Raw genomic sequence first — 22507 nt, 5'->3', positions numbered from 1 at the left:
AGGCAGATTCCATGACCAGGGCAGCTCGCTTATGAATCGCGCGTCCGCCCTGCAGCGGCCGGTCAGCTATCGCTACCGGCTGGAGAACCTGCATTGCGCCGCCTGCGAAAAAAGGCTGCGTACCGCCTTCGCCGGGGACACCCGGGTCAGCGCGGTGGACGTCGACCTCTCCGCCCGCAGCGTCGTGCTGCAGGCGCTCGAGCCCGGCCTCGGCCAAGCGCTGCTTGCCTCACTGGCAGCGGCCGGCTTCACCGCCACGCCCGACGCCCGAGCGGCGGACAGCGATGGCGACCACGGCAGCGACGACTAGCGTGGCCGGCGGCCAGCCCGCGGCGGCTGCGCCAGCCGGGAACCTGAGCGAGCCGCAGCAACCCGGGCACTCCGCCCCAGACAGCGGCGTCGAGCGCCAGGTGCTGGTGGTCGAAGGCATGTTCTGTGCCTCCTGCGCGGCGGCCGTGGAAGCGCTACTTGCACGCCAGCCCGGCGTCCGGGCCGCTGCCGCCCACTTCGCCGCAGACGCCGTCGTGGTGGAGTGGCATCCCGGCCAGACCAGCCTGACGACCCTGCGCAAGGCCGTCGCCAGGCTGGGCTACGGGACACGCACCCTGGACGAGCCGGCCGACCGCGCCAGGCAGATCCATCTGCGGCTGGGCGAGCGCCTGGCGGTAGCCGTCTTTTTCGGCATGTGGAGCATGCTCGCTGCCGGTGAGCTGTACTTCGCCGCATCCGACCGGTCGACCGGCTACCTGCTGGCGATCGGCTCGGGAGCGTTCGCGATGCCCGCGCTGCTGTGGTCGGGCTGGCCGTTCTATCTCGCCGGGTGGCGCACGCTGCGCGCGGGCGCGCCCGGCCTGGACAGCCTGATCATGCTGGGGGTCGCCCTGGCGGTGCTGCTATCGCTGCTCAGCCTGCTGGACGGGCGCAGCCAGGTCTTCTTCGACTCCGCGCTGATGCTGGTAACGTTCCAGCTGATCGCCCGCCTGGTCGACCGCCGCCTGCGCACCAATGCGGCCGAACGCGTACGCGGATTGCTCGGCACCGGGGACCAACTGGCCCGGCGCGTCATCGCCGGCGCGGAAGAGCGGGTGCCGGCGAGCCAGCTGCGCCCGGCCGATCGCGTGCGGCTGGAAGCCGGCGATGCGGTGGTCGTGGACGGACCGATCGTCGATGGCACGCTCTGGGTCGACCGTTCCCGCCTCACCGGGGAATCGGTGCCGGTCGAGCTCGGCGCGGAGGCCCGCCTGTGGGCCGGCGACCAGGTGATCGACGGCAGCGCCGAGATGACCGCGCAGGCGCTGCCCGGTGCCCGGCGGATCGATGCATTGGCCAGCCAGGTGCGCCGGGTGCTGACAGAAAAGCCCGCGTGGCAGCGCAAGGTCGATGCCCTGGCGCGCTACCTGATCCCGTGGTCGGCAGGCGCGGCCGCTCTGGGCGCCGGCGTCGCCCTGCTGGAAGGAGCAACCGGGTTCGACGCCGCGGCGCGGGGCTTGTCGGTGTTCGTGATCGGCTGTCCGTGCGCGCTGTCGCTGGCGGTCCCGCTGATGGCCAGCCGCGCCGTGGCCCATGCCTCGCGCCTAGGCGCCTTGCTGCGCGACACCGATCTGATCCAGCACTTCCGGCTGCCCGACATCGTCTTCCTCGACAAGACCGGCACGCTCACCCAGGGCCAACCGGCCGTCGTCGGTATCCATCCGGCCCCCGGCATCGACGAGCGCACGCTGCGCCGCTGGGCCGCCACGGCGGCAGCCGGTTCGTCCCATCCACTGGCCCGCGCGCTCGCCGCGCTGGATGCGGGCGATGCGGTGCGTCCCACGGGGCGGACCCGGGAAGTGGCCGGCGCGGGACTGATCTGGAACGCCGAAGGCGAGGAACTTCGCCTCGGCCGGCGCAGCTGGCTCATCGCCCAGCACATTGCCGTTCCCGAGGAGGGCAATCGGCGCACGGTATCGCATCTGGTGCGAAATGGCCGCTGGGTCGGCGCGTTCGAGTTTGCCGACCCGCTACGCGAACGGGTCGGGGCCGCTGTCGACCGGCTGCGCGCGCTCGGCTGCGAACTGGTGATCCTCAGCGGCGACCGCGACCTCGCGGTGGCCGAAGTGGCCGGGCCGCTGGCGCTGCCTTACCGCGCCGGCATCAGTCCCGAGGGCAAGCTCGAATGCATCGAAGCCGCGCGTGCACGAAACCGCTATGTCGCGTTCTGCGGCGATGGCATCAACGACGGTCCCGCGCTGGCCGCGGCCGACCTGGGGGTGGCCGTCAGCGGAGCCAGTCCGGCCGCGCAATCGGCCGCCGCGCTGACCCTCATGCAGGGTGGCCTGGAGCAGCTTCCACGCGTCTTCGCGCTGCTGCGCAAGAGCTCGCGCGTAATCCGCCAGAACCTGATCCTGGCCGTCGCCTACAATGCGGCAGCCCTCCCGCTGGCCATCGCAGGCTACGTGCATCCACTGGTCGCAGCGACCGTCATGAGCCTGAGCTCGGTGACCGTGCTGCTCAATACCGCGCGGCTGCGTCTGTAGCGACGTCGCCCGTGGTCGCACACCTTCGTGGCCTGTCCGCGAGAGCGGAAAGGAAGCTGTGGGACGGGCGGGCCCGCAACCGCTTGCTGCGAGCCTGGGAAGCGGACCCGCCACGTACGGCAACGGCGTCCTTTTTCGGCCTGATAGCTGACCATGGTCGAACCGCTGCCCTGCCCTTTCTCCTCTGCTTCCCCGCATCCGCAAGCAGCCCCTTTACCAGACCGCATGAGTGAGCGTTCGACTCCTCTTCGGCCAGGCAGGCGCGATAGCGCTCGATAGCGTGCAGCTTCGCCCTCCGGCCGTGACCTGCGGGCAGTTGCCGGCGTCAAGCCCTGGCGGTGACCAGAAAGACCGGATAGTCGCTGTGGCGACCTTCGGCGGCTGGCCTGCTCACCACGCAGGCGGTGCACGCACGGGCCTGGAGAAAACCCGCAGCCTCTAGCTCAGCCTGGAATGCGTCGCGGTCGAAGCCATGATGCATGACGCCGCTCACGCCGCCTTCGTGAAAGGTGCCGTCCTCGGCATCCAGGTCGGCCAGCGCCAGCCACCCGCCCGGCTTGAGCATGCTGTGGAACGTGCGCAGCAGCTCCGGCACGTCGGGGATGTGATGCATCGTCATGCTGCTGAAGATAAAGTCGAACGGCTGTGCCGGCGGTGGCTCGCTGGTGAGGTCGAGCACGCACGCCTGCAGGTTATCGAGCCCGGCCGCCCCGGCTTTCGCCTCCAGCACCGCGAGCATGCCGGGCGACACGTCGCAGGCCAGAAGCCGCCCCAGTTTTGGTGCCAGCGTGGCGCCCACCAGACCCGTGCCGCAACCGTATTCCATGGCCTCCCAGTCCGCTTGCAGCGGCACCGCTGCTTCGATCGAGGCCGCAACCGCCGAGGCCAGCTCCCGCCGTCGCGGGCTTTCGTCCCAATCGGCCGCGATCACGTTGAAGCGCTGGCGGTTCTGCTCCTGAATTGATGGGGATGTGGGGATGGCCATTATGGGTACCTTCGGGGAATGTGCGTCGAGATGGGCGCCCCGGACCGCCAATTCAAGCGCCGGCCCGGGTCGACGGAAGCGGCATGAAAAAACCGAAGCGCCCCTGATTTCCTCCGTCAACCTGCAACGGCTGTGCACAGCGGGGCGGTGTGGATGTACGTGAAGAACGTCCGCGCTGTGGCGAGCAACGCGACGCAGCCGTGTCCGACCGAGCCGCTCCAGCGGGTGGGTCGTCCCCCATGCAGTGAGCGGATCGGTTGGCTGTTGCTAGATTTCTACCACTGAAGCTGGCGGGCACAAGCCGGGCCACGGTCGCTGCAGGCGCGCACGCAGTGCGTCGATCGCATGCACGCCAAGCCGCTTGCGACGGCGGCCGAAGCGTGCCGGCACGCCCTGTTCGGTGATGAAGGCGCAGCGGTAGACGCGCTCGTCCGCGACCGGTTCGCCTTCGACGAACAGGCGATCCACGCGATGGCCGTCCGGGTTTTCGGCCCTGAGATAAACCTGCACGCCCGCCATTCGTTTCACGTAGCCGCCCATCTGCTGGTAGGGGTCGGCGGCGAAGGTGCGCTCGAGGTTGACCTCGATCATCTGGCGGAGCTCCGCGCCGGTCAGCTCGGTGGTGGAGATCGGCGGGTTCATCGGCACGATGTTCCAGAGGTCGCCCAGCGTGACCGGGCCGACCGGGATCGGCGCGCCGTAGCGCCAGCCGTTGGAGAACGCGACCTGCGTGCCGGCGGCCTCGGCGATGGCCGCCACCAGCAAGTCATCCATCGGCGCGTGCAGCATGGCGTAGCGATGCAGGGGCAGCTCGGTCTGCCCGACCACTTCCGCCATCGTCTCGCGCTCGGCGCGAAGCGCGTCGTCGACCAGTGTCGCCATCTGGGGATTCGGATCGATCGACTCGTCGATCGCCACCAGCGCGTGCTGGTGGCTGACCACACGGCCCTGCTCCACCTCGACATCGAGCCGGCCGATGAACGAGCCATGGCAGCCGGACTGGAAGAGGATCGCGCCGTTGACCTCGATTGCCCGGGCCATGCGGTTGTGGGTATGCCCGCTGACCAAAATATCGATCCCGGCGACCTCGCCGGCAAGCTTCACGTCCTGCGGGAAACCCAGATGCGACAGCACGATGACCAGCTCGGCGCCCTCCTCCTCGCGCACGTGGCGGATCCAGCGCGGCAGTTCGACGTTGCCGATGGTGAAATACAGGCCCTCGCTGAACGACGGCGGCATGGTCTTGTCGATGATCGGGCAGGCAAGCCCGATGATGGCGATGCGCAGTCCGGCGCGGGTCACCATGCGCCACGGCGGCAGGAATAGCTGGTCGTCGTGCTTGCGGTGGCAGTTGATCGCGAGCATCGGGTAGTCGAGGCGTTCGGCGATCCGCTGCACGCCGTCGGGTCCGTAGGCGAACTCCCAATGCACCGCCATCGCGTCGAAGGCGAGCGCGTTCATCGCGGGCACCAGCGCCATGCCCTTGCCGGCCACGGCCACATGGGTGCCATGGAAGGTGTCGCCGTTGTCCAGCGTGACCACTGCGTCCGGGCGTTCCGCGCGGACGCGCTCGAACAGACCGGCGATGCGTGCCAGCCCGCCCAACGTCGTGAACTGCCATTCGCCGTGCTCGCCGCGCACCATTTCGGGGTGGGGCTGGAGATAACCGTGAAGGTCGTTCAATTGCAGGACGGTCAGGCGAGGCATGGCGGCTCGATATTGTGTACGACAACGCGCCCGCTGCCTGTGCTGCGCGGGAGCGCAGCCTGGTCGCGGGTCAGACGCGTTGGCGACGCGGACACGAGGAAATTCCGAGCAAGGAATAAACCGGGCACATGCCGACCAGGCTGGTCAGCACGAAGATCACGGCGATGATGCCGAGCACAATCGCCAGTGCGCCGCCGATCATTCCGGTGAAATAAGCCACGGCGATGGCAATGGCGATGAGGATGCGGATGGTGCGGTCGGCCGTACCCATGTTTTTTTTCATGGCAGTGCTCCTGTTGGTGTGCTGTGACTGCCTCCCTGCGAATGGACATTAAGGATATTTGCCCGTGGAGGCGGCGTGAGGATTCGATGGTTCGAGCTCGAAGACCGGCAAGGCCGGTCTTCGCATGGTTTGCGCGGCAATCGCCGGCTACAGCTTCGTCAGCCGCAGGTAGGAACGGATCTCGTCCCAGCCCTGCGGGAACAGCCCCTTGGCCTCGTCGTTCTTGATCGACGGCGGGATGATCACCTTGTCGCCCGGACGCCAGTCGGCCGGGGTGGCCACCCGATGCTTATCGCTGGTCTGCAGCGCATCGATCACTCGCAGGATCTCCTCGAAGTTGCGCCCGACCGCCATCGGGTAGGTCATCGTCAGGCGGATCTTCTTCTGCGGGTCGATGATGAACACCGAACGCACTGCGGCGGTATCGCTCTGGCCCGGATGGATCATGCCGTACAGTTCGGCGACCTTGCGGTCGGCGTCGGCGACGATCGGGAATTCCAGCGTGGTGTGCTGGGTGGCGTCGACGTCCTTGATCCATTTCAGGTGCTCGTCAACCGAGTCAGTCGACAGGCCCAGCGGCTTGACGTTGCGCTTGGCGAACTCCGGCGCCAGCTGCGCGGTGCGGCCCATCTCGGTGGTGCACACCGGCGTGAAGTCGGCCGGGTGGCTGAAGAAAAACACCCAGGAATCGCCCGCCCACTGGTGGAAGTCGATGTCGCCGGTCGTGGTCGCGATCTGGAAGTTGGGTGCGGTTTCGCCGAGTTTCAGGCTCATCGGAAGATCCTCAGGTTTAACGGAATGGGAATAACGTGCCTGTCGAAGACGGTATGCGTGAAATCAACCGAACGTGGGCGCAGCCTCGCTGGTGCCGGTTTGCCGGGGTAGTCCATGCAGCCTGGGCGTTCGGCCGATCCCTTCGCACTGGCGCTGAGCTTTTGTGCTGGTGGAGCGCCCGGCGTGGACGCTGACGACCACGCCCCCGCCAGGCGGCTTGTCATCGCGGCTCTTTCTGGGCCTGGGCCAGCGCAACGACCGCGGGTTCCAGCGCAGCCAGGCCGGCCGCACGCCCGTGCGCGAGCGCGCTGTCCAACGAGCCGCCACGGTTCATCACCTCGTCCAGCGCAACCATCGCCCCGGCGCGGTTGCCGCTTGCACAATGGGTGAGCACGCCGCCAGCGGGCCGCGCCTGATCGAGCGCGTGGCCGAATTGGCGCACGTGCTCGCGATCGAGATCGGCGGCGCCGGTGATCGGCAAGGAGACATAGCGAAGTCCGAGCCGCGCGGCTTCGGCGGCTTCGTCATAGTCGCTGCCTTCGCTTGGCGCCCGCAGATTGATGACGGTGCGCACGCCCTCACGCAGAAGATGGACAAGCTCCTCGGGCGTCGGCTGCCCGCCAGCGTAGTGGCCGTCGGCGTAGCGAAAAGGTGCGTGCATGGAGCCTCCTGAAACCGGGGCGTAGCGCTGATGAAAAGGAAACCCGCGCGGGGCCTTGCATGCCGGGGCGGGTGACCGTTCCGTGCTGAACGATGCCATGACCGCCGAAAATCCGTGGCAAGGAAGCGTGACGGTGCGCCGCGCGCTGGGCTGCGGCGGCACACAGGACACCCGTCACGCCAGGTCAAAACGATCCGCATTCATCACCTTGTTCCACGCCGCGACGAAGTCCTCGACGAACTTGCCCTGTGCATCGTGCTGCCCGTAGACCTCGGCAATCGCGCGGAGCTGGGAGTTCGAGCCGAACACCAGGTCCGCCCGGGTTGCGGTCCACTTGATCCCGCCGGTGGTGCGGTCGCGGATATCGAAGGTTTCCTTGTTGCCCGGGACCGGCTTCCATTCGTTGCGCATGTCTAGAAGGTTGACGAAGAAGTCGTTGCTCAGCGCGCCGATGCGATCGGTGAACACGCCATGCTCGCTGCCGTCGCAGTTGGCGCCCAGTACGCGCAGGCCGCCGACCAGCACGGTCATTTCCGGTGCACTGAGCGTCAGCAGCTGCGCCTTGTCGACCAGCAACGCCTCGCTGGCGATCTCCTTGAACTTGTCGCTGCGGTAGTTGCGGAAGCCGTCGGCGATCGGTTCCAGCGCGGCGAAAGACTCGACATCGGTCTGTTCTTGGGAGGCGTCCGTGCGGCCCGGCGTGAAGGGCACGGTTACCGGATGGCCGGCATCCGTGGCGGCTTTTTCGATGGCGGCAGCGCCGCCCAGCACGATCAGGTCGGCCAGCGAAACCCGCTTGCCGCCCGGCGCTTGCCGGTTGAAATCATCGCGGGTGCCTTCGAGCGTCTGCAGCACGTGGGCCAGTTGATCCGGCTGGTTGACCGCCCAGTCCTTCTGCGGCGCGAGGCGGATGCGCGCGCCGTTGGCGCCGCCGCGCTTGTCCGAGCCGCGGAAGGTCGAGGCCGCGGACCAGGCCGTATAGACCAGCGCCTGGGTCGACAGCCCGCATCCGAGCAGCCTCACCTTGATGGCGTGGATTTCCCGCTCGCCGATCAGCTTGTGGTCGACCGCAGGTACTGGATCCTGCCAGATCAGCTCTTCGGCCGGCACTTCGGGGCCGTGGTAGCGGGCCTTGGGGCCCATGTCGCGGTGGGTCAGCTTGAACCAGGCGCGGGCGAAGGCATCGGCGAACTCGTCGGGGTGCGCATGGAAGTGGCGCGCGATCTTTTCGTACGCAGGGTCGTAGCGCATCGCCATGTCGGCGTCGGTCATCATGATCGGCACCTTCTTCGAGGCATCATCCGCGGCGGGCGCCATGTTGCGGTCGGTATTCTGCCTGGGCACCCACTGTTGGGCGCCGGCGGGGCTCTTGGCCTGCACCCATTCGTTACCCAGCAGCACGTCGAAGTAACTCATGTCCCACTTGGTCGGCGTGGGCGTCCACGAACCTTCCAGGCCGCTGCTGATGGTGTCGCCGCCCTTGCCGGCGCCGAAGCTGTTCTGCCAGCCTAGGCCCTGTGCCTCGATGCCGGCGCCTTCGGGCGCCGCGCCGACCGCTGTCGCACTGCCGGCTCCATGGCATTTGCCGAACGTGTGGCCGCCGGCGGTGAGCGCCACGGTCTCGTAGTCGTTCATCGCCATGCGTGCGAATGTTTCGCGCACGTCCTTGCCGGACTGGACCGGATCCTGCTTGCCGCTGGGGCCTTCGGGGTTCACGTAGATCAGGCCCATCTGCACGGCCGCCAGGGGGTTCTCCAGATAGCGGGTGTGCGGCTGTCCGCTGTCGTCGTCCTTCGGCAGCACGCCGTGGGTTTCCTCGACCCCGGGCGAGCCTTGTGCATAGCGCTCATCGCCGCCCAGCCACTTGCGCTCGGAACCCCAGTACACCGACTCATCCGGCTCGTACACATCGGCACGCCCGCCACCGAAGCCAAAGGTCTTGAAGCCCATCGACTCCAGTGCGACGTTGCCGGTGAGCACGATCAGGTCGGCCCAGGAAAGCTGGTTGCCGTACTTCTGCTTGATCGGCCACAGCAGGCGGCGTGCCTTGTCCAGGCTAACGTTGTCCGGCCAGCTGTTGAGGGGCGCGAAGCGCTGCTGGCCCATGCCGGCGCCGCCGCGGCCATCGCCGATGCGGTAGGTGCCCGCCGCGTGCCAGGCCATGCGGATGAAGAGCGGCCCGTAATGGCCGTAATCGGCGGGCCACCAGTCCTGCGAGTCGGTCATCAGCGCATGGAGATCGTTTTTCAGGGCGTTGTAGTCGACCTTCTCGAACGCCTCGACGTAGTCGAACGTGGGCGCCATCGGGCTGGTCGCCGGGGCGTACTGATGCAGGATCTTGAGATTGAGTTGATTGGGCCACCATTCGCGGTTGGACGGCGCTTCGCTGGCTGCGGCGGTAGGTTGCGCGAAGGGGCATTTCATCTGGGCAGACATGGTTTTTCCCTGGCTGGTGGATGCGCCCGGGCAGGCGCTGGCTGGACGTTGGTGTGCCCATTAGTAGCCCTTGGTCCTCAATGGGTCTAATACCGATTTTCTGCGAAACTGATAGTGTGCATCTATGAGCCATGGCCCCTATCCCTGTACCTTGCGGCAGCTTCAATATGCGGTCGCTGTCGCCGAGTCGCGCAGTTTCGGCAAGGCCGCCGAACGCTGCCATGTCTCGCAACCAGCGCTTAGCCAGCAGATCGGCCAGTTGGAAGAGGCACTGGGTGTGCGCCTGTTCGAGCGCGACAAGCACCAGCGGCATATCCTCGTCACTGGCCCGGGCCAGGCCTTCATTGAGCGCGCGCTGATCGTGCTGCGTGAAGCCGACGATCTGGTGCGGTCGGCCCGACGCTGCGCCGACCCGCTCGATGGCACGCTTCGCATCGGCGTATTGCCGACGATCTCTCCCTACCTGCTGCCCCGCCTGACTCCCGCGCTGCGCGAAGCCTACCCGCAGCTGCTGATCTGCTGGATCGAGGAAAAGACCCAGGTCTTGGTGCGCGACCTGCAAACCGGCGCGCTCGATGCCGCGCTGGTGGCGCTGGAGGCGGATCTCGGCGACGTCGAGCGAGAGGAAATTGCCCGGGACCGATTTGTGCTGGTCGCTCCGCGCGGCCACGGGTTGGCAACCACCACAGCCGATGTCGACGTCGCCGAGCTTCGCCACGCCACTGTCCTGGTGTTGCAGGAGGGTCACTGCATGGGTGAGCAATCCGCCGCGTTCTGCGCAGGTACTCACGCAAACATCGACACCTTCCGCGGCACCAGTCTCACCACGCTGGTGCAGATGGTTGCGTCGGGAGCGGGGGTGACATTGGTGCCGGAGCTGGCTCTGCCGCACGAAGTCACGGACGTCAATCTGTGCGTTCGCGGCTTCTCGGGCAACGCGGCCGGCCGCACGATCGGGCTCGTGTGGCGGAAAAACTATGCCTTCGATGCCGCCCTGAGGCAGGTGGGCGGCACCATTCGCCAAGCCTATCCGCCCGGGCGCCAGAAGAAGTGATGTTCCGCGGACGGCAGACGGGAGCAGCGAAGTGCGTGATCCCGTCGCAATGTATCCGCTGCGGTTCGGATCTGCGGGATTTCATCGCGGCGTGAACCGGCCGCAAGCGCCGTCGCTGTGATCGGCGTCAGGCCGAAGGATCACTCATCGACGATCGCTGCCTCCGCAGTCCCGAGAACGGGGCTAGCTGGCACTGATGCAGGACGAGCCGGCCGGTGCCTCCTAGGCCACCTTGCGTCCACCGGGTACAGCGACCCGCATGCGCGTGGGTCGCCACGTGCTGACCAGGGCGATAGCCAAAAGCATCTCGACGATGTCGCCGCCGTAGTACATCAGCTCGGCGGCTTGCTGGAGTTGCCCGGCCGGTGCCGGTACCTGCACGAACCAACCTGCATAAAGCAGCTGCGCGAGCACCGAGTGGACCAGTACCGCCGCCCCGAGTACCACCAGTCGCGCAGGCACCGAGGGCCGATGCGGCGCCGGATCGGGGCCAGCGATGACCCAGGTGTAGAGGCAGCCGGCCAGCACGAAATGCAGATGGACCAGGTAGTGCAGCGCCGGGTCGGTCATCATCGCCATATACAGCGGGCTGAAGTACAGCAGCGCCATGCCGCCCAGATCAAGCACCAGCGCGCTGATCGGATTGGCGACCACCTGCATATAGCGGCTGCGCAGGCCGCGGCTGATGCCCCGGCCCAGACGCGCCGGCACCGAACGCAGCACAAGTGTGATCGGCGCGGCCATCACCAGCCCCAGCGGCGCCAGCATACCCAGCAACAGATGCTGCAGCATGTGCTTCCTGAAATCGCCTGCCGGAAATGGCAGCCACTGCGGCACCAGGCCGAGCATCAACAAGGCACTGCCGGCGATAAAGCCGGCTGTGCGCCAAGCGCTCCATCCACGTGGCCTCTGCCGTTGGCGCCATGCCAGCCAAAGATAGCCGCCGGCAACAAGGACAACCAGCAGGCGAGGTGCCAGCATGGAAGGGCCGTCGGCACCATGCATCATGAGCTGGTGCTCAGGGTTGGCGCGCGCCACCGGAGAAAATGCGTCCGCTCCGCGCCAGCAACCAGCCCAGCCCGACCAGGATCACGCCGAAGGCGAGGAACGCCATATCCCAGGCCAGCTGATGGGGACCGCTGCGAACATGGTGAATGCCGAGGAGCTGGTGGTCCACCAATCCCTCCACCAGGTTGAAGATGCCCCATCCGACCAGCATCCAGCCCCACAGCACGCGCGAACCCCAGACCTGCCGCCGCGCCTCGGTCACCCTTGAGTACAGGATGCCCAGGCCGACCAGCACGGCAATCCAGGTGACGGTGAGGCCATCGCCAAAGGTGTTCATGCGCAAGCCGGCGACGGTATCGATCGGGTAGATGCTGCTGAACATGTGGTGCCACTGGAACACCTGGTGCAGGAAGATGCCGTCGAAAAATCCGCCGAGGCCGATGCCAAGCACGATGCCGGGTAACTGGATGGGTAACGCCAGGTCGGTCGATGACTCTCTTGGGTGGGCCATGGCACCTTTTCCTGCATGGGGAATGGATCGAAGGCAGGATTCTCGGCCCTGTGCCGTGCGCCATGCATGACCGATCAGTGAACTTCCCGTCACGCACCCGACACTGGCAGCAGAAGGAAGCCTCGTTGCCGAACGCAGACCAGCGGGGAGCCGATTGTCGCGTCCGTGAACCTGCGCGGATCCAAACCGCTTTTTTTCACGTACCGAAAATGGCCTTGATCCGATCCGGCGGCAGCATGCCCACTGCCATCCGGATTTTTCCGTCTGCATCCTTGTAGACCGTCGCCGGCGTTCCGCTGATGCCCAGGCTATCCATCAGCGCGTTGTTATCCGCGATGCGCTTGGCGGTGGGCGGCGGTACATCCTTCAGCGGGGCGAGCGGGCTGTGACCGAAGGCCGTCTCGTGCTGGTGCATGGCGACCTTCGGATCGGGAGCGTCCAGCACGGCAGCGGCGCGCGCGGCACTTTGCGGTGCGATCACGGCCACCATGACGTGGCGCACCTGCACATCGCCGTTGGCCAACAGGGGCTGGGTGGCCTCCCACAGCTTGTGGCAATAGGGGCATTCGGTATCGGTGAACACGTAGACGATGCGCTTGGGATGAGCGGCGCCCTCGGCGACCCAGGCGGCCTTGCCCAGCCGCGCCCAAGTCGCCTCATCCAGTGCCGGGGTGCTGGCTGCCTGCAGCGGTCCCTGGGTCAAGTCTTTCCCGGCGGCGTCGAACAGCGTGCCGACCATGGCGTGCTGGCCATCCGGCAACAGGTACACCGGCACCGGGCGGCCCTCGTACTCGCCCCGATAGCCGGTGTAACCCTTCGGCGCCTCCAGCGGCCCCTTGATGGTCAGGCCCTGACCGGCCAGGCCCTGGATCGGCGGCGGGTAGTGCGGCGCGTCCTGCGCCTGGCTGCAGGCGCTGACGCCGATGGCGAACAGAAACGAAAACCAGTGTTTCATCGAGAGACTCCAGACAAGTGGGATGCCGCTGCAGCGGCACGCGGGACGATGTGCCGTACTTCGGCGGCCAGGGTGGCGGGCGACAACTCACCGGTATGCACGCTGCGCAACGTGCCCTGCGCGTCGAAAAACAGGGTTGTCGGGTAGCCGCGCACGCCAAAGTGTTGCGACAGCTGCGAAGAGGGGTCGACCAGGACGCCTGCCAAACGCAACCGGTTCGCGGCGAGGAAGGCGCGGATCTCTGCTGGCAACTCGCCCTGGTCGGCGAACACGAAACGCAGCTGCGGGCGCGCCTGCTGGGCCTGCGCCAGTACCGGCATTTCCCGGCGGCACGGGCCGCATCAGCTGGCCCACAGGTTGATGACGGGCGGCTGGCCGCGTAGCTGCTGCAGCGCGATCGGTTGCCCATCCAGATCGAGCAGGACCAGCACCGGCAGCGGCGTGTGCATGGTGCGTATTCAGGTGACATTGTTCACCAGTTCCGTTGGAGCATGATCAGTATTCCGGTGGTGATCACCCCTTCATCGCTGTTGTAACGTGATCGGGATGTGGCGGAGTTCATGGATTTTCTCGATGCCACTGGAAACTGGGACCCTACACTTGCACTGGCGCTGGGTGGCACCATGATGATTATGCCGGTCCGTTTTCGCTTCATCCTGCGCCGTGCACGACCGGTATACGGCGCCAAATTTCACTTGCCCACGCGCAGCGACGTTGATTCGCGACCGATTGGCGGTACGGCCATTTTGGTGTGGGCTAGGGTTTGGCCGGTCTATGCTCAGGCCCGGCGTGGCCATCGCTCAAGGTGCGTGGCAGCCATTGGTTTTTTTGCTCGGCCTGGCGGCAGGTATGCTCGCTTTCACCGCAGCACTAGCAAGACATCCGCCGATCCCAGCGAGGCCAATCAAGGCCAAACCGCCCTCGGGTCACCGATCAATGGGTCGGCTTGCTACCCAGAATCGCGTCGATGTCTTTACCTTGGGGCAGTCCCTGTTTGACGCCGATTTCGCCATTGGCCTTTTTGTAAAGAATCGTAGGTGTCGCGAAATAGCCTAGGGACTGCATGAGTTCATTGTTTGCAGCCACTTTTTTGTGCGCGGAATCGGGAATGTTGTCGGCCACCTTGATGCCGCCCTGGCCGTATTCGCGCTCGGCACGCGCGAACGCAGCCGCAGGGTCCTTCGCGGCAAGAATGGTGGCGGCCTTGGGGGCGCTGTCTGACTTGAGAATGCCGACCATTACGTGGCGGATCTGTACCTTGCCAGCATCCACCCACGGACGCGCAACTTCCCAGAATTTGTGGCAGTAGGGGCAGTTAGGATCGGTGAACTCATAGACGATTGTCTTGGCATCCTTGCTGCCATCGAGCACCCATGCCGCCGATTCCATTTGTTTCCACGCCTTCTCACCCTGTGGGCCGGCGACAATACGCTCAAGCGGCCCAGAGGTCATATCCTTGCCAGCGGCATCAACTAATGTACCGACAATTGCGTGTTTGCGGTCACTAGTCACATAGATGGCAATAGGTCGGCCTTGCACCGTCGCCGCATAACCGGTCAAGCCAGACGGGGCATCGAACTTCTCGACGATTTCCAGCCCTTGGGCGGAAAGCGCGGTCACTGGAGCGGGCTGCGTGGTGTCGGCAGCTTCGGAGATGCGCGGCCAGGTGAACAAGGCATAGGTACCGATCAACAGCGCGCCAAAGGGCAGTGCCAACAGGTTGCGTGTCATTTTTTTCATAGGGAATCCTTCGGTGGTACCGAATCATCGGTGGTCAGATTGAAACGTTTGAGCGCTCGGCCCAGCGTGGCTTTGGAAAGCTGGCCAAGATGGCTATCTACCAGTCGGCCGTCGGCGCCGTAGAACAGTGTTGTGGGCAGCGCGGCTGAACCGGCCTGTCGTCCAACTTCGGCGCGGCGATCCCGCAGCACGTGATCGATGTCCAGTTCCATTTGATTCATGAACTTCTGGATGGTGGGTGTGGCCTCGGCCTGGTTGACGAAGACGAACAGAATGTTGGAATGCTCGTTCTGTGCTTGTTCCAGCACGGGCATCTCCGCTCGGCACGGCGGACACCAGGTCGCCCAGAGATTGACGACCATCGGCCGGTTGCCCTCGCTTTGCTGCAGACTCGCCAAGTTGGTGACCGCGCCATCGAGCGTGTACAGCTCGGTCTGCGGTGGCCGACGGGCCTGATTCTCGATCAGGCTCAACGCGCCGCCGGTCAACCCCCAGGTCAGCACACCCGCGAACAGCGCCGCGCCAAGCGGGCCTCGTAGCGCCGGCTTGCGCGTGGTGAGATAACTGGCATAAAAGACCATGACGAGCAGGCCGGCGACAACCTCGAAGCCGCCGTCGCGAATATCGATCCACGCCAGTGGATCAAAACCGTAGCTAGAAAAGTAGTGAGCGACAAAGGCTATGCGCGCTGCCACAACGGCCAGCAGCGCGAGATTGAACAATCTGTCAACGATGGCCAGGTCACGCCGTCGTGCGGCCAGCTTGCCCACGATCAACGCGACAACGAAGGCGAGGATCATGAGGGCCTGACCGACGGAAATAGCCAGTGGGCCGAGATTCACTGAGAGCATTCGTGCCATCTCTGCAAATAAGGGGATGTAACCGCATCATCCGGTTCATTCATGCCGTTCTGCGACACGAAAGGTCGCGCACTCCGGTCGACGATGGAAAGGCGAAGCATTCAAAGCGATGCAAAGGCGGACATTCGTCAAGCTTCATGGGCCAATATCTCCATGAAGTCTTTGCAAGACACAAACTCAGGTGCGCTCACGCACATTGCCTCGATCAAGCGACGGTCGAAGTTGCGCACGCTTTGAGCAAACTCTGCACACCGGGTGCACTGGCCTGCATGTGCACACGCCGCCTCACTCAATTCATTGGGGGTTGCCAGCCATTCTGAATGGAAATCACGACACTTCATGGCAAAGGCTCCTGCGGCGAACTCGCCGGAAACGATAATAGTCAACGTCAAGATTTGTCTGCGGCGCGGGAAAGATGTTGCAGGAAGGCATTCGCGTCCAGTTCACCCACCACGCGGGCCGCGCGGCGCTCCTGCCCGTCGGGGCCTATCAGCAAAATGGTGGGCGGGCCGATGATGTTGAAATGCTTCATCAGAGCGCGATCGATGGCGTCATTGTCTGTAACGTCGAGCCGCAACAGTTGATATCCGGCGAGTGCGGCCTGGACTTCCGATTTACCGAAGACTTCCGACTCGATCACCTTGCAGGAAATGCACCAGTCGGCATAGAAATCCACCAGCGTCCATTGGCCGTTTGACGCTGCCTTGTCGATCTTCGCTTTGAGGTCGTCGAGATCGGCTGCCTCACCGAAGCGATCCATGAAATCGCTCGTCTCGATTGACGGTGTGGTTTTCGCCGACGTGGATGTCGACGCAAACGCCAGCGGCTCGCGAAGACTATCGGCACCGCCGGCCGCACCGACGACCAGCAAGCCGCCCCAAAGGCCGAACAACAGCCCGGCGACACGCGAGATCATGCGCTCGGGCCGGGTCGGCGCCGCCACATGTACGGCCAGTTGGTAGAGCGTGACACCGATGGCGACCAGTAACGCGCCCCAGAGTCCGAGCGTGATGTTGTCCGGCACCACCCGTTGGACGAACCAGATCGCCGTACCCAACAGCACGAAGCCGAAGACCACCTTGACGCCAGTCATCCAGGTGCCCGGCTTGGGCAACAGGCGGCCACCGACTGTGCCGGCGATGACCAGCGGCGCGCCCATACCCAAGCCCAGCGCGAACAAGGCGCTGCCGCCGAGCACCACGTTGCCGCTATCGGCGATGTACAACAAGGCGCCGGCCAAGGGCGCGGTCATGCACGGGCCGACGAGTAGCGCGGACAACACGCCCATCATCGCGGCGCCACCGAGGTGGCCGCCGCGCTGCCGTTGGCTTGCGTCATTGAGTCGATTGCGCAAGCCCGTCGGGAGCTGCAATTCATAAACGCCAAACATGGAAAGGGCAAGAACGACGAAGACCAGCGCGAAAGTACCCAGTACCCACGGTGTCTGCATCACCGCCTGCAGGTTGGCGCCCGCCAGCGCCGCCGCCACGCCCAACAGCGCATACGTCGCTGCCATGGGCAGCACATAAGCCACGGAAAGAACGAATCCACGCCGTCCGTTTGCACCGCAACCTACAATCAAGCTGGTCAGAATCGGCAGCATCGGCAATACGCAAGGGGTGAACACCAACAGCAGCCCGAGCCCAAAGAACACCGCCAGAACCCAGACGGTATTGGCGCTGGCGAGACGTGCGGCCAAGGATTGATCTTCACCGAGATCGGATCCGCGGGCGGCGCCGTTGTCGTTGTCGTTGTCGTTGTCCACAGCCACCGCGGAGCCGGAATCGCTGCCACTGCGATCGCTACCGCCCATTCCGTAGTCGGCAAGATTCAGCGTGGCATGCTGCGGTGGGTAGCACAGCCCGGCCTCGGCACAGCCCTGCCAGGAAATATTCAGCGTACGCGCGGTGCCGGCGGCGACGGTGACGGCCACGTGGTTGTGGTACACCTCGGATTTGCCGAAAAAATCGTCTTCGATCGGTTCGCCGTCGGGCATCCGGACATCCGCGATGGGTCCGGTCTTGTCTTCGAACTTGAGCTGGTGGCGATACAGGTAATAGCCGGGCGCGATGTCCCATGTGATGGTCAGCGTATTGTCGGCGCTGACCTTGACTCCATAGGAAAATGCCTGCTCCACGGGCAGGAAGTCGCTGCTGCCAATTTGCGCCATCGCAGTCGTCGACGGCATCATGAGCAGACCAGCAAGCGCAACGACAAAAAAGACGCTTAGACGGGACATCTCGACTCAGTTGATTGAAGAGTCTGGCATGTTCGCCGGTGACTATTAAGTCAGGATTAACTGAATCCGGCTTTGACAGAACCACAGCCGCTATACTGTCGTTTAGCTCATCGCAAGCTCGCCATGCACGTACTGCTTATTGAAGATGACGGACTGATGGCATCGGGCATCGGTACGGGGCTCCGGCTCGTCGGCTTCACAGTCGACTGGGTCGCAACCGCGGCCGATGCGCGACGGTCGCTTGCGAGCCTGCAAAGCGACGTTGTTGTGCTCGATCTTGGCCTGCCCGATACCGACGGACTGACTTTGCTGCGCGACTTGCGTGCCCAAGATGTGACCGTGCCCGTTCTGGTGCTGACCGCACGCGACGGGGTCGCCGATCGAATCGCTGGATTGCAGACGGGCGCCGACGACTATTTGCTGAAGCCTTTCGATCTCGATGAGTTGACCGCGCGTCTGCACGCATTGCTGCGCCGTGCTGCGGGGCGCGCAAGCTCGCTTATCGAACATGGTTCGGTACGTGTCGATTCCGACAACCGCCAGGTCTGGCGTGATGGTCGCGAAGTCGAACTCACGCGACGCGAATTCGCGTTGTTGGAGAAAATGCTCAACGCGCGGGGCGGGATTCTGGATATCGAACAGCTCAAAGACACGCTTTACGGCCTGGATACGCAGGTGCAAAGCAATGCCGTCAACGTGCATATCTTTAATCTACGTCGCAAACTCGGTAACGGACTGATCCGCACGGTGCGTGGGCTGGGTTACCGACTCGGCGAGCCGGGCGCGCTTGACGGCGACGACCCGACATGAGCCTGCGCCGACGATTGCTGATCAGTCTCGGTTTGTCGTTTTGCGTGCTTTGGGCGCTCGCAGCAGCGTGGTTGTACAGCGATTTACGAAACCAAATGCGCCAGACGCTCGATCAACGACTGGCCGCCTCCGCGCGCATGGTGGCCGGGCTGGTTGCACAACTCCCCAACGGCGCCTGGGCCCAGGTCGGCAAGCCTATGCTGTCCATGCCGCAGAGTACGGGTGTCGCCTGCCAGATCACTTCGCCAAGGGGCGAGTTGCTCGTGCGCACGCATGGCGATTTCGCAGGTCGACTCGATGCACCAGCGCCGGGCTTCACCGACCGTCTCATCGACGGTCAACAGTGGCGATTGTTTACCTATATCCAGAACGGATTGCATATAACGACGGCTGACCGGCTGGCCGAACGTGTGACCCTGCAGCGCAACGTAGCCGTGGTCGCTACCGTTCCGTTCGTGGTGGCGTTATTGGGCAGCCTCGCCGTGCTTTGGCTTGGCATACGTCGTGGACTAAGACCGCTCGAAGTTTTGCGCGGCGAGCTGTCGCGCCGGGATCCGGAGACACTGACGCCAATCAGGATCGACGATGTGCCCGTCGAACTGACGCCGATGATCGATACCCTCAATCGGTTGCTAGTGCGTACCGGCGACGTGCTGATGCGAGAACAACGATTTACCAGCAATGCCGCGCATGAGCTTCGCACTCCGTTGACCGTCATCAAGACGCATGTCCAGTTGGCCAGCCGGTTGCCAGCCGGGGAGGCGCGCGCTGCCTTGGTCAATGCAGAAACTGGAATCGCCCGTTTGCAGCAAACGTTGGACCAGTTGCTCTTGCTGGCGCGCGTCGAATCTGACCGACACCGATACGAGACTGCTCCAGCAGATTGTGCGTCGATCGTGGACACCGCATTGGCAGATCTCGTCGACGGCGCGCGCGTGGCCCTCGACAATGCCGCGCCCACTATTGCGGTGGGCATATCGCTGGAGTTGGCTGCGGCAGCGTTACGCAATCTCCTGGAGAATGCGCTGCGCCACACACCGAAAAGCGAGCGTGTCGTACTCGATATACAAGCCACATCGACGCAACTTGTGTTTACGGTGCGCGATCACGGTGACTGGCCATCTGGCCAGAGCACGCAAAATCTGACTCAGCGCTTCTGGCGTAAAGGCAATGACCAGAATGGGTACCAGCGCGGTGCGAAAGGCAGTGGGCTTGGTTTGTCGATCACGGCCGCGATCGCTAAACGCTTCGATGGGGCATTGGATTTCGAAGCACCAGACACGGGTGGCCTTATCGCGCACCTATCCTTGCCGCGCTCTGATACAGCTGCGCATTGATAGATTGTCGCGACAGACGCGTCAATCGCCCCCCTCTTGTAGCAGGTAGTGGCTCAGCCAGTTTCGGAGCTAGTGGCCGAATCAGCCGCTCGGCGAATTCTATCCTCCAGCCAAGACACAGCAACCAAGCTTTCTCAGCTGAAATCAGCCCGCCGTCGATGCCCCGGCTCATCGGCAAGTAGCCTTCCCGAAGGCGAACAGTCACCACCCAGCAATGAACGAGTCGAGAGAAAACTTTGCGGCTGATGATCCGCACCAACCAGCAAAGTGATCGCAGGTTGCCGGAACTCTGATCATAATTGTCCAGCACGCGCAGCATGGAAATGTCCAGCCGCCGCGCCACCAGGCTGCTCAACCACCTGACCAGCACGGCGCCGAGCAACGCCCAGGCCATCGGCTCGCGCAGCGGGCGGCGTCGCCAACCGATCCATGCCGCGCCGGCGAGCACGGCCAGGCTGCCGGCCCAGCGCGACAACCCGCCATCGCGCAGGTCCAGCATGGCCAGCGGGTGGCCGGCATACTCGGGCCACCAGCGCACGACGAATGCCAGCCGCGCAGCCAATACCCCCGCCAGTAGCAGGCGCCACAACTGTGCTTCGGTGGAAGGTCGGCCGCGACGCTGCAGCCAGCCACCGACCGCGATCGCCCTGCCCCAGCCGGCCAGCACGAGCAGGCTGTTCAGTGGCAAGGGAACGGTCCTGCCGGAACGAGCTGCACTCAGCAGGCCTCAGTAGGCAATCTGCGCCCACACACCCACCTCGTTGGAGGAAGCCAGCGCACGCGAGGCATTGGCGAGGCGCTCGCGCTTGTAGACCGCCGCCAGCTGCAGCGAGCGGTTGACGTTCCATTCCAGGCCGAAGTTCGTATAGCGTTCGCGGCGCGCCGGATCCAGCAGTTCGCTGGTGTCGGCCCGATCGTGCCGCGCGAACAGGGCCCATTGCGGGTTGAGCTGCACGCTGGCCCATGCCGACCAGCCGCTGGCCCGATCGCCCTTGGGCGAGCGCACCTGGTTCCAGTCGGTGGCCCTGAAATACTGTACGCCCAGCCGGAAACGCTTGTCGGCGTAAGCGGCCATGGCATCCCAGCGACGCGCCGTGTTGTACACCGGCAGGTTGCCGCCACCCAGCGCACGCTTGCCGTCATAGCCACCGATGGCGATGATCGAGTGCTTGGTCGGTTGCCAGCCCACCAGCGATTCGACATCCGCCCGGTCACCGGTGCGCGGCTGTTTGAAGCCGCCGCCAGTGACCGCCGACACGGCATACTGGATCTGACCCTCGCCGCCGGTTTTGCCCAGCATGTGCACACCCCAGTCGGCCCCGACCCCGTAATTGAGCCGGTTGATCATTTCCTTTTCGACGTAGCGGTAGCCGTACCAGCTGTTGACCAGCGAGTTCCAGGGCAGGTACGCCGAACCGAACCGCAGCACCAGCGCCTTGCTGAACGCGCCTTCCAGGTAGGCCTGCTTGACCCACAGGTCGGTCGGCGACTGGTTGCGGGTCCAGTTGATGTCGGTGGTCAGGTGGGCCGACCAGATGGTGCTAAAGCGGTGATCGATGTCGATGTAGAAGCGCCGCAGGTCCGCCCCGTTCGGGCTCAGCTTGGTGCGTTTGCCGTTCTTGTATTGGTTGAGATGGGTGGCGTCGAGAAAGATCTTGCCGTTGAAGGTGGTCGCGCCGACCGGCGTGTCCGCCGCCGTGGCGGGAGCGGCCGCGCCTGTCGCGAGCGCAAGCGCGCACCACCCAGCCAGGTGGCGGCGATCGAACGAATAAATCATGGACATCCTCCTACTTCTTTGCGGGCTGGCTAGGCGCCGAACCCAGCAGGTGACCATTGACCGTGGTGCCATACAGCGACATGAGAGAGTCGTGGTACTGCTTGCGGGCCGCGGCCAGATCGCCCTTGAAGCGCGGGTCCTGCGGACGTTCGTGCGCGTCCATGTACATCGCCACGTCCCAGGCATCCTGGTCGCTCAGACTGCCGCCACGGCTGAGCGGCATGTTCGCCTTGATGAACGCGGCAGCGTTGTCCAACTGGTGCATACCCGCGCCCCAGTTGAACGAGTCCGGTCCCCACAGCGGCGGGAAGACGTACTCGCCGGCCACCTTCTGGCCCTGCCCGTCGGCGCCGTGGCAGAGCGCGCAGTTGGCGCCGAATACCTTCTCGCCGCGCGCATAGTCGGGCGGCTGCGGTGGCTTGAATCCCTTCTTCGGATAGCCGGCTCCGGCAAGCTTTGCGCCCACCGGGGCGCCGCTGGCCATCCAGAAGGCATAGGTTTCCAGCGCGACCATCTCCTTGCTGTCCAGCGGCGGCGCCTTGCCGTTCATGCTGAACTTGAAGCAGCCCTGCATGCGTTCGCCGAAACTGTTCACATGCTTGTTCTTGCTTCGGTATTGCGGGTACGTCACGTAGGCGCCCCACATCGGCGCCGAGTTGGCCAGACGGCCGGCGTCAAGGTGGCAGTTGGCGCACGTGAGCCCATTACCGACATAGGCCTTGGCCAGCGTGTCGGTGTGCACGAACAGCTCGCGGCCCTGCCGCACGACATCGCCGAACGGACCGGCGGGAATGGCCGACTCGGGCGGCGGCGAAAACGCCAGCGGCTTGCCGGCATCAGTCGGGAGCGCTGCG

Annotated in this window: 23 protein-coding genes; 6 read left to right on the top strand and 17 right to left on the bottom strand. The window is 64.8% G+C overall.

Features of this window, described 5'->3' with window-relative positions; translation table 11 throughout:
* Positions 1–31 precede the first annotated feature (31 nt).
* Both ACVCMC_RS05245 and ACVCMC_RS05240 read left to right on the top strand, forming a co-directional pair.
* Positions 32–310, top strand: a complete 279-nt coding sequence (locus tag ACVCMC_RS05245; RefSeq protein ID WP_447098919.1) for a heavy-metal-associated domain-containing protein — start codon at positions 32–34, stop codon at positions 308–310.
* Complete coding sequence (locus tag ACVCMC_RS05240) at positions 285–2516, top strand: heavy metal translocating P-type ATPase (protein ID WP_447098918.1); 2232 nt, start codon at positions 285–287, stop codon at positions 2514–2516. The genes ACVCMC_RS05245 and ACVCMC_RS05240 overlap by 26 nt, the downstream gene beginning before the upstream one ends.
* 325 nt (positions 2517–2841) lie before the next feature.
* On the opposite strand, the gene ACVCMC_RS05235 is transcribed toward ACVCMC_RS05240, so the two are convergent.
* The 6 genes from ACVCMC_RS05235 to katG form a co-directional block, all read right to left on the bottom strand.
* Entirely contained in the window at positions 2842–3501 is a 660-nt protein-coding gene (locus ACVCMC_RS05235; protein ID WP_447098917.1) for a class I SAM-dependent methyltransferase, read from the bottom strand.
* A 267-nt stretch (positions 3502–3768) separates the two neighbouring features.
* Entirely contained in the window at positions 3769–5208 is a 1440-nt protein-coding gene (locus ACVCMC_RS05230) for a bifunctional metallophosphatase/5'-nucleotidase (RefSeq protein WP_447098916.1), read from the bottom strand.
* 70 nt (positions 5209–5278) lie between these two features.
* On the bottom strand, positions 5279–5491 hold the full coding sequence (locus ACVCMC_RS05225; RefSeq protein ID WP_447098915.1) for a YgaP family membrane protein: 213 nt from the start codon (positions 5489–5491) through the stop codon (positions 5279–5281).
* Between the two features lie 147 nt (positions 5492–5638).
* Positions 5639–6265, bottom strand: coding sequence for a peroxiredoxin (locus tag ACVCMC_RS05220; RefSeq protein WP_447098914.1), 627 nt, complete (start codon positions 6263–6265; stop codon positions 5639–5641).
* A gap of 220 nt (positions 6266–6485) precedes the next feature.
* On the bottom strand, positions 6486–6926 hold the full coding sequence (locus ACVCMC_RS05215) for a fused DSP-PTPase phosphatase/NAD kinase-like protein (protein WP_447098913.1): 441 nt from the start codon (positions 6924–6926) through the stop codon (positions 6486–6488).
* Between the two features lie 174 nt (positions 6927–7100).
* A complete protein-coding gene (katG, locus tag ACVCMC_RS05210; RefSeq protein WP_447098912.1) occupies positions 7101–9362 on the bottom strand; it encodes a catalase/peroxidase HPI in 2262 nt (753 codons plus the stop codon).
* 124 nt (positions 9363–9486) lie between these two features.
* Between katG and ACVCMC_RS05205 the strand changes: the two genes are divergently transcribed.
* Positions 9487–10416, top strand: a complete 930-nt coding sequence (locus ACVCMC_RS05205) for a LysR substrate-binding domain-containing protein (RefSeq protein WP_447098911.1) — start codon at positions 9487–9489, stop codon at positions 10414–10416.
* 222 nt (positions 10417–10638) lie between these two features.
* Here ACVCMC_RS05205 and ACVCMC_RS05200 read toward each other — a convergent pair whose 3' ends face one another.
* The 4 genes from ACVCMC_RS05200 to ACVCMC_RS05185 form a co-directional block, all read right to left on the bottom strand.
* Positions 10639–11454: a cytochrome c oxidase assembly protein gene (locus tag ACVCMC_RS05200; protein WP_447098910.1), complete on the bottom strand. Its 816-nt coding sequence runs from the start codon at positions 11452–11454 to the stop codon at positions 10639–10641.
* A complete protein-coding gene (locus ACVCMC_RS05195) occupies positions 11435–11935 on the bottom strand; it encodes a DUF2243 domain-containing protein (protein ID WP_447098909.1) in 501 nt (166 codons plus the stop codon). Before ACVCMC_RS05195 ends, ACVCMC_RS05200 begins: the two co-directional genes overlap by 20 nt.
* Positions 11936–12131: 196 nt before the next feature.
* Positions 12132–12890, bottom strand: a complete 759-nt coding sequence (dsbG, locus tag ACVCMC_RS05190) for a thiol:disulfide interchange protein DsbG (RefSeq protein WP_447098908.1) — start codon at positions 12888–12890, stop codon at positions 12132–12134.
* On the bottom strand, positions 12887–13210 hold the full coding sequence (locus tag ACVCMC_RS05185; protein ID WP_447098907.1) for a TlpA family protein disulfide reductase: 324 nt from the start codon (positions 13208–13210) through the stop codon (positions 12887–12889). Before ACVCMC_RS05185 ends, dsbG (ACVCMC_RS05190) begins: the two co-directional genes overlap by 4 nt.
* Positions 13211–13450: 240 nt before the next feature.
* Here ACVCMC_RS05185 and ACVCMC_RS05180 point away from each other — a divergent pair, with 240 nt between their 5' ends.
* Positions 13451–13888 carry a DUF6691 family protein gene (locus tag ACVCMC_RS05180; protein ID WP_447098906.1) on the top strand — a complete coding sequence of 146 codons (438 nt, stop codon included), beginning with the start codon at positions 13451–13453 and terminating at the stop codon, positions 13886–13888.
* Here ACVCMC_RS05180 and dsbG (ACVCMC_RS05175) read toward each other — a convergent pair.
* The 4 genes from dsbG (ACVCMC_RS05175) to dsbD form a co-directional block, all read right to left on the bottom strand.
* Positions 13824–14630, bottom strand: a complete 807-nt coding sequence (gene dsbG / locus ACVCMC_RS05175; RefSeq protein WP_447098905.1) for a thiol:disulfide interchange protein DsbG — start codon at positions 14628–14630, stop codon at positions 13824–13826. The two genes, ACVCMC_RS05180 and dsbG (ACVCMC_RS05175), sit on opposite strands and share 65 nt — an antisense overlap.
* A complete protein-coding gene (locus ACVCMC_RS05170; RefSeq protein ID WP_447098904.1) occupies positions 14627–15472 on the bottom strand; it encodes a prolipoprotein diacylglyceryl transferase family protein in 846 nt (281 codons plus the stop codon). Before ACVCMC_RS05170 ends, dsbG (ACVCMC_RS05175) begins: the two co-directional genes overlap by 4 nt.
* A gap of 146 nt (positions 15473–15618) precedes the next feature.
* Positions 15619–15882, bottom strand: coding sequence for a hypothetical protein (locus ACVCMC_RS05165; protein ID WP_447098903.1), 264 nt, complete (start codon positions 15880–15882; stop codon positions 15619–15621).
* A complete protein-coding gene (dsbD, locus tag ACVCMC_RS05160; RefSeq protein ID WP_447098902.1) occupies positions 15879–17729 on the bottom strand; it encodes a protein-disulfide reductase DsbD in 1851 nt (616 codons plus the stop codon). Before dsbD ends, ACVCMC_RS05165 begins: the two co-directional genes overlap by 4 nt.
* A gap of 123 nt (positions 17730–17852) precedes the next feature.
* Between dsbD and ACVCMC_RS05155 the strand changes: the two genes are divergently transcribed.
* Positions 17853–18539 carry a response regulator gene (locus tag ACVCMC_RS05155; RefSeq protein ID WP_447098901.1) on the top strand — a complete coding sequence of 229 codons (687 nt, stop codon included), beginning with the start codon at positions 17853–17855 and terminating at the stop codon, positions 18537–18539.
* A complete protein-coding gene (locus ACVCMC_RS05150; RefSeq protein ID WP_447098900.1) occupies positions 18536–19876 on the top strand; it encodes an ATP-binding protein in 1341 nt (446 codons plus the stop codon). The genes ACVCMC_RS05155 and ACVCMC_RS05150 overlap by 4 nt, the downstream gene beginning before the upstream one ends.
* Here ACVCMC_RS05150 and ACVCMC_RS05145 read toward each other — a convergent pair.
* Genes ACVCMC_RS05145 through ACVCMC_RS05135 form a run of 3 tightly spaced genes read right to left on the bottom strand, consistent with a single transcriptional unit; the run spans position 19830 to position 22419 of the window.
* A complete protein-coding gene (locus ACVCMC_RS05145) occupies positions 19830–20564 on the bottom strand; it encodes a prolipoprotein diacylglyceryl transferase family protein (RefSeq protein WP_447098899.1) in 735 nt (244 codons plus the stop codon). The genes ACVCMC_RS05150 and ACVCMC_RS05145 overlap by 47 nt on opposite strands.
* Before the next feature lie 39 nt (positions 20565–20603).
* A complete protein-coding gene (locus tag ACVCMC_RS05140; RefSeq protein ID WP_447098898.1) occupies positions 20604–21659 on the bottom strand; it encodes a porin in 1056 nt (351 codons plus the stop codon).
* 4 nt (positions 21660–21663) lie between these two features.
* Positions 21664–22419 (bottom strand): c-type cytochrome, encoded by a 756-nt coding sequence (locus tag ACVCMC_RS05135; protein WP_447098897.1) that lies wholly within the window; start codon positions 22417–22419, stop codon positions 21664–21666.
* Positions 22420–22507 lie beyond the last annotated feature (88 nt).

It is taken from the genome of Rhodanobacter sp. UC4452_H20 (genome assembly GCF_052978205.1).
The sequence above is the reverse complement of the archived record's forward strand: the minus strand, read 5'-3'. Positions and strand labels throughout refer to the sequence as shown.

Bases quoted from the DNA above. Each gene is read 5' to 3' on its own strand.
- ACVCMC_RS05245 (WP_447098919.1), top strand. From the start codon at position 32: ATGAATCGCGCGTCCGCCCTGCAGCGGCCGGTCAGCTATCGCTACCGG.
- ACVCMC_RS05240 (WP_447098918.1), top strand. From the start codon at position 285: ATGGCGACCACGGCAGCGACGACTAGCGTGGCCGGCGGCCAGCCCGCG.
- ACVCMC_RS05235 (WP_447098917.1), bottom strand. From the start codon at position 3,501: ATGGCCATCCCCACATCCCCATCAATTCAGGAGCAGAACCGCCAGCGC.
- ACVCMC_RS05230 (WP_447098916.1), bottom strand. From the start codon at position 5,208: ATGCCTCGCCTGACCGTCCTGCAATTGAACGACCTTCACGGTTATCTC.
- ACVCMC_RS05225 (WP_447098915.1), bottom strand. From the start codon at position 5,491: ATGAAAAAAAACATGGGTACGGCCGACCGCACCATCCGCATCCTCATC.
- ACVCMC_RS05220 (WP_447098914.1), bottom strand. From the start codon at position 6,265: ATGAGCCTGAAACTCGGCGAAACCGCACCCAACTTCCAGATCGCGACC.
- ACVCMC_RS05215 (WP_447098913.1), bottom strand. From the start codon at position 6,926: ATGCACGCACCTTTTCGCTACGCCGACGGCCACTACGCTGGCGGGCAG.
- katG (WP_447098912.1), bottom strand. From the start codon at position 9,362: ATGTCTGCCCAGATGAAATGCCCCTTCGCGCAACCTACCGCCGCAGCC.
- ACVCMC_RS05205 (WP_447098911.1), top strand. From the start codon at position 9,487: ATGAGCCATGGCCCCTATCCCTGTACCTTGCGGCAGCTTCAATATGCG.
- ACVCMC_RS05195 (WP_447098909.1), bottom strand. From the start codon at position 11,935: ATGGCCCACCCAAGAGAGTCATCGACCGACCTGGCGTTACCCATCCAG.
- dsbG (WP_447098908.1), bottom strand. From the start codon at position 12,890: ATGAAACACTGGTTTTCGTTTCTGTTCGCCATCGGCGTCAGCGCCTGC.
- ACVCMC_RS05185 (WP_447098907.1), bottom strand. From the start codon at position 13,210: ATGCCGGTACTGGCGCAGGCCCAGCAGGCGCGCCCGCAGCTGCGTTTC.
- ACVCMC_RS05180 (WP_447098906.1), top strand. From the start codon at position 13,451: ATGGATTTTCTCGATGCCACTGGAAACTGGGACCCTACACTTGCACTG.
- dsbG (WP_447098905.1), bottom strand. From the start codon at position 14,630: ATGAAAAAAATGACACGCAACCTGTTGGCACTGCCCTTTGGCGCGCTG.
- dsbD (WP_447098902.1), bottom strand. From the start codon at position 17,729: ATGTCCCGTCTAAGCGTCTTTTTTGTCGTTGCGCTTGCTGGTCTGCTC.
- ACVCMC_RS05155 (WP_447098901.1), top strand. From the start codon at position 17,853: ATGCACGTACTGCTTATTGAAGATGACGGACTGATGGCATCGGGCATC.
- ACVCMC_RS05150 (WP_447098900.1), top strand. From the start codon at position 18,536: ATGAGCCTGCGCCGACGATTGCTGATCAGTCTCGGTTTGTCGTTTTGC.
- ACVCMC_RS05140 (WP_447098898.1), bottom strand. From the start codon at position 21,659: ATGTCCATGATTTATTCGTTCGATCGCCGCCACCTGGCTGGGTGGTGC.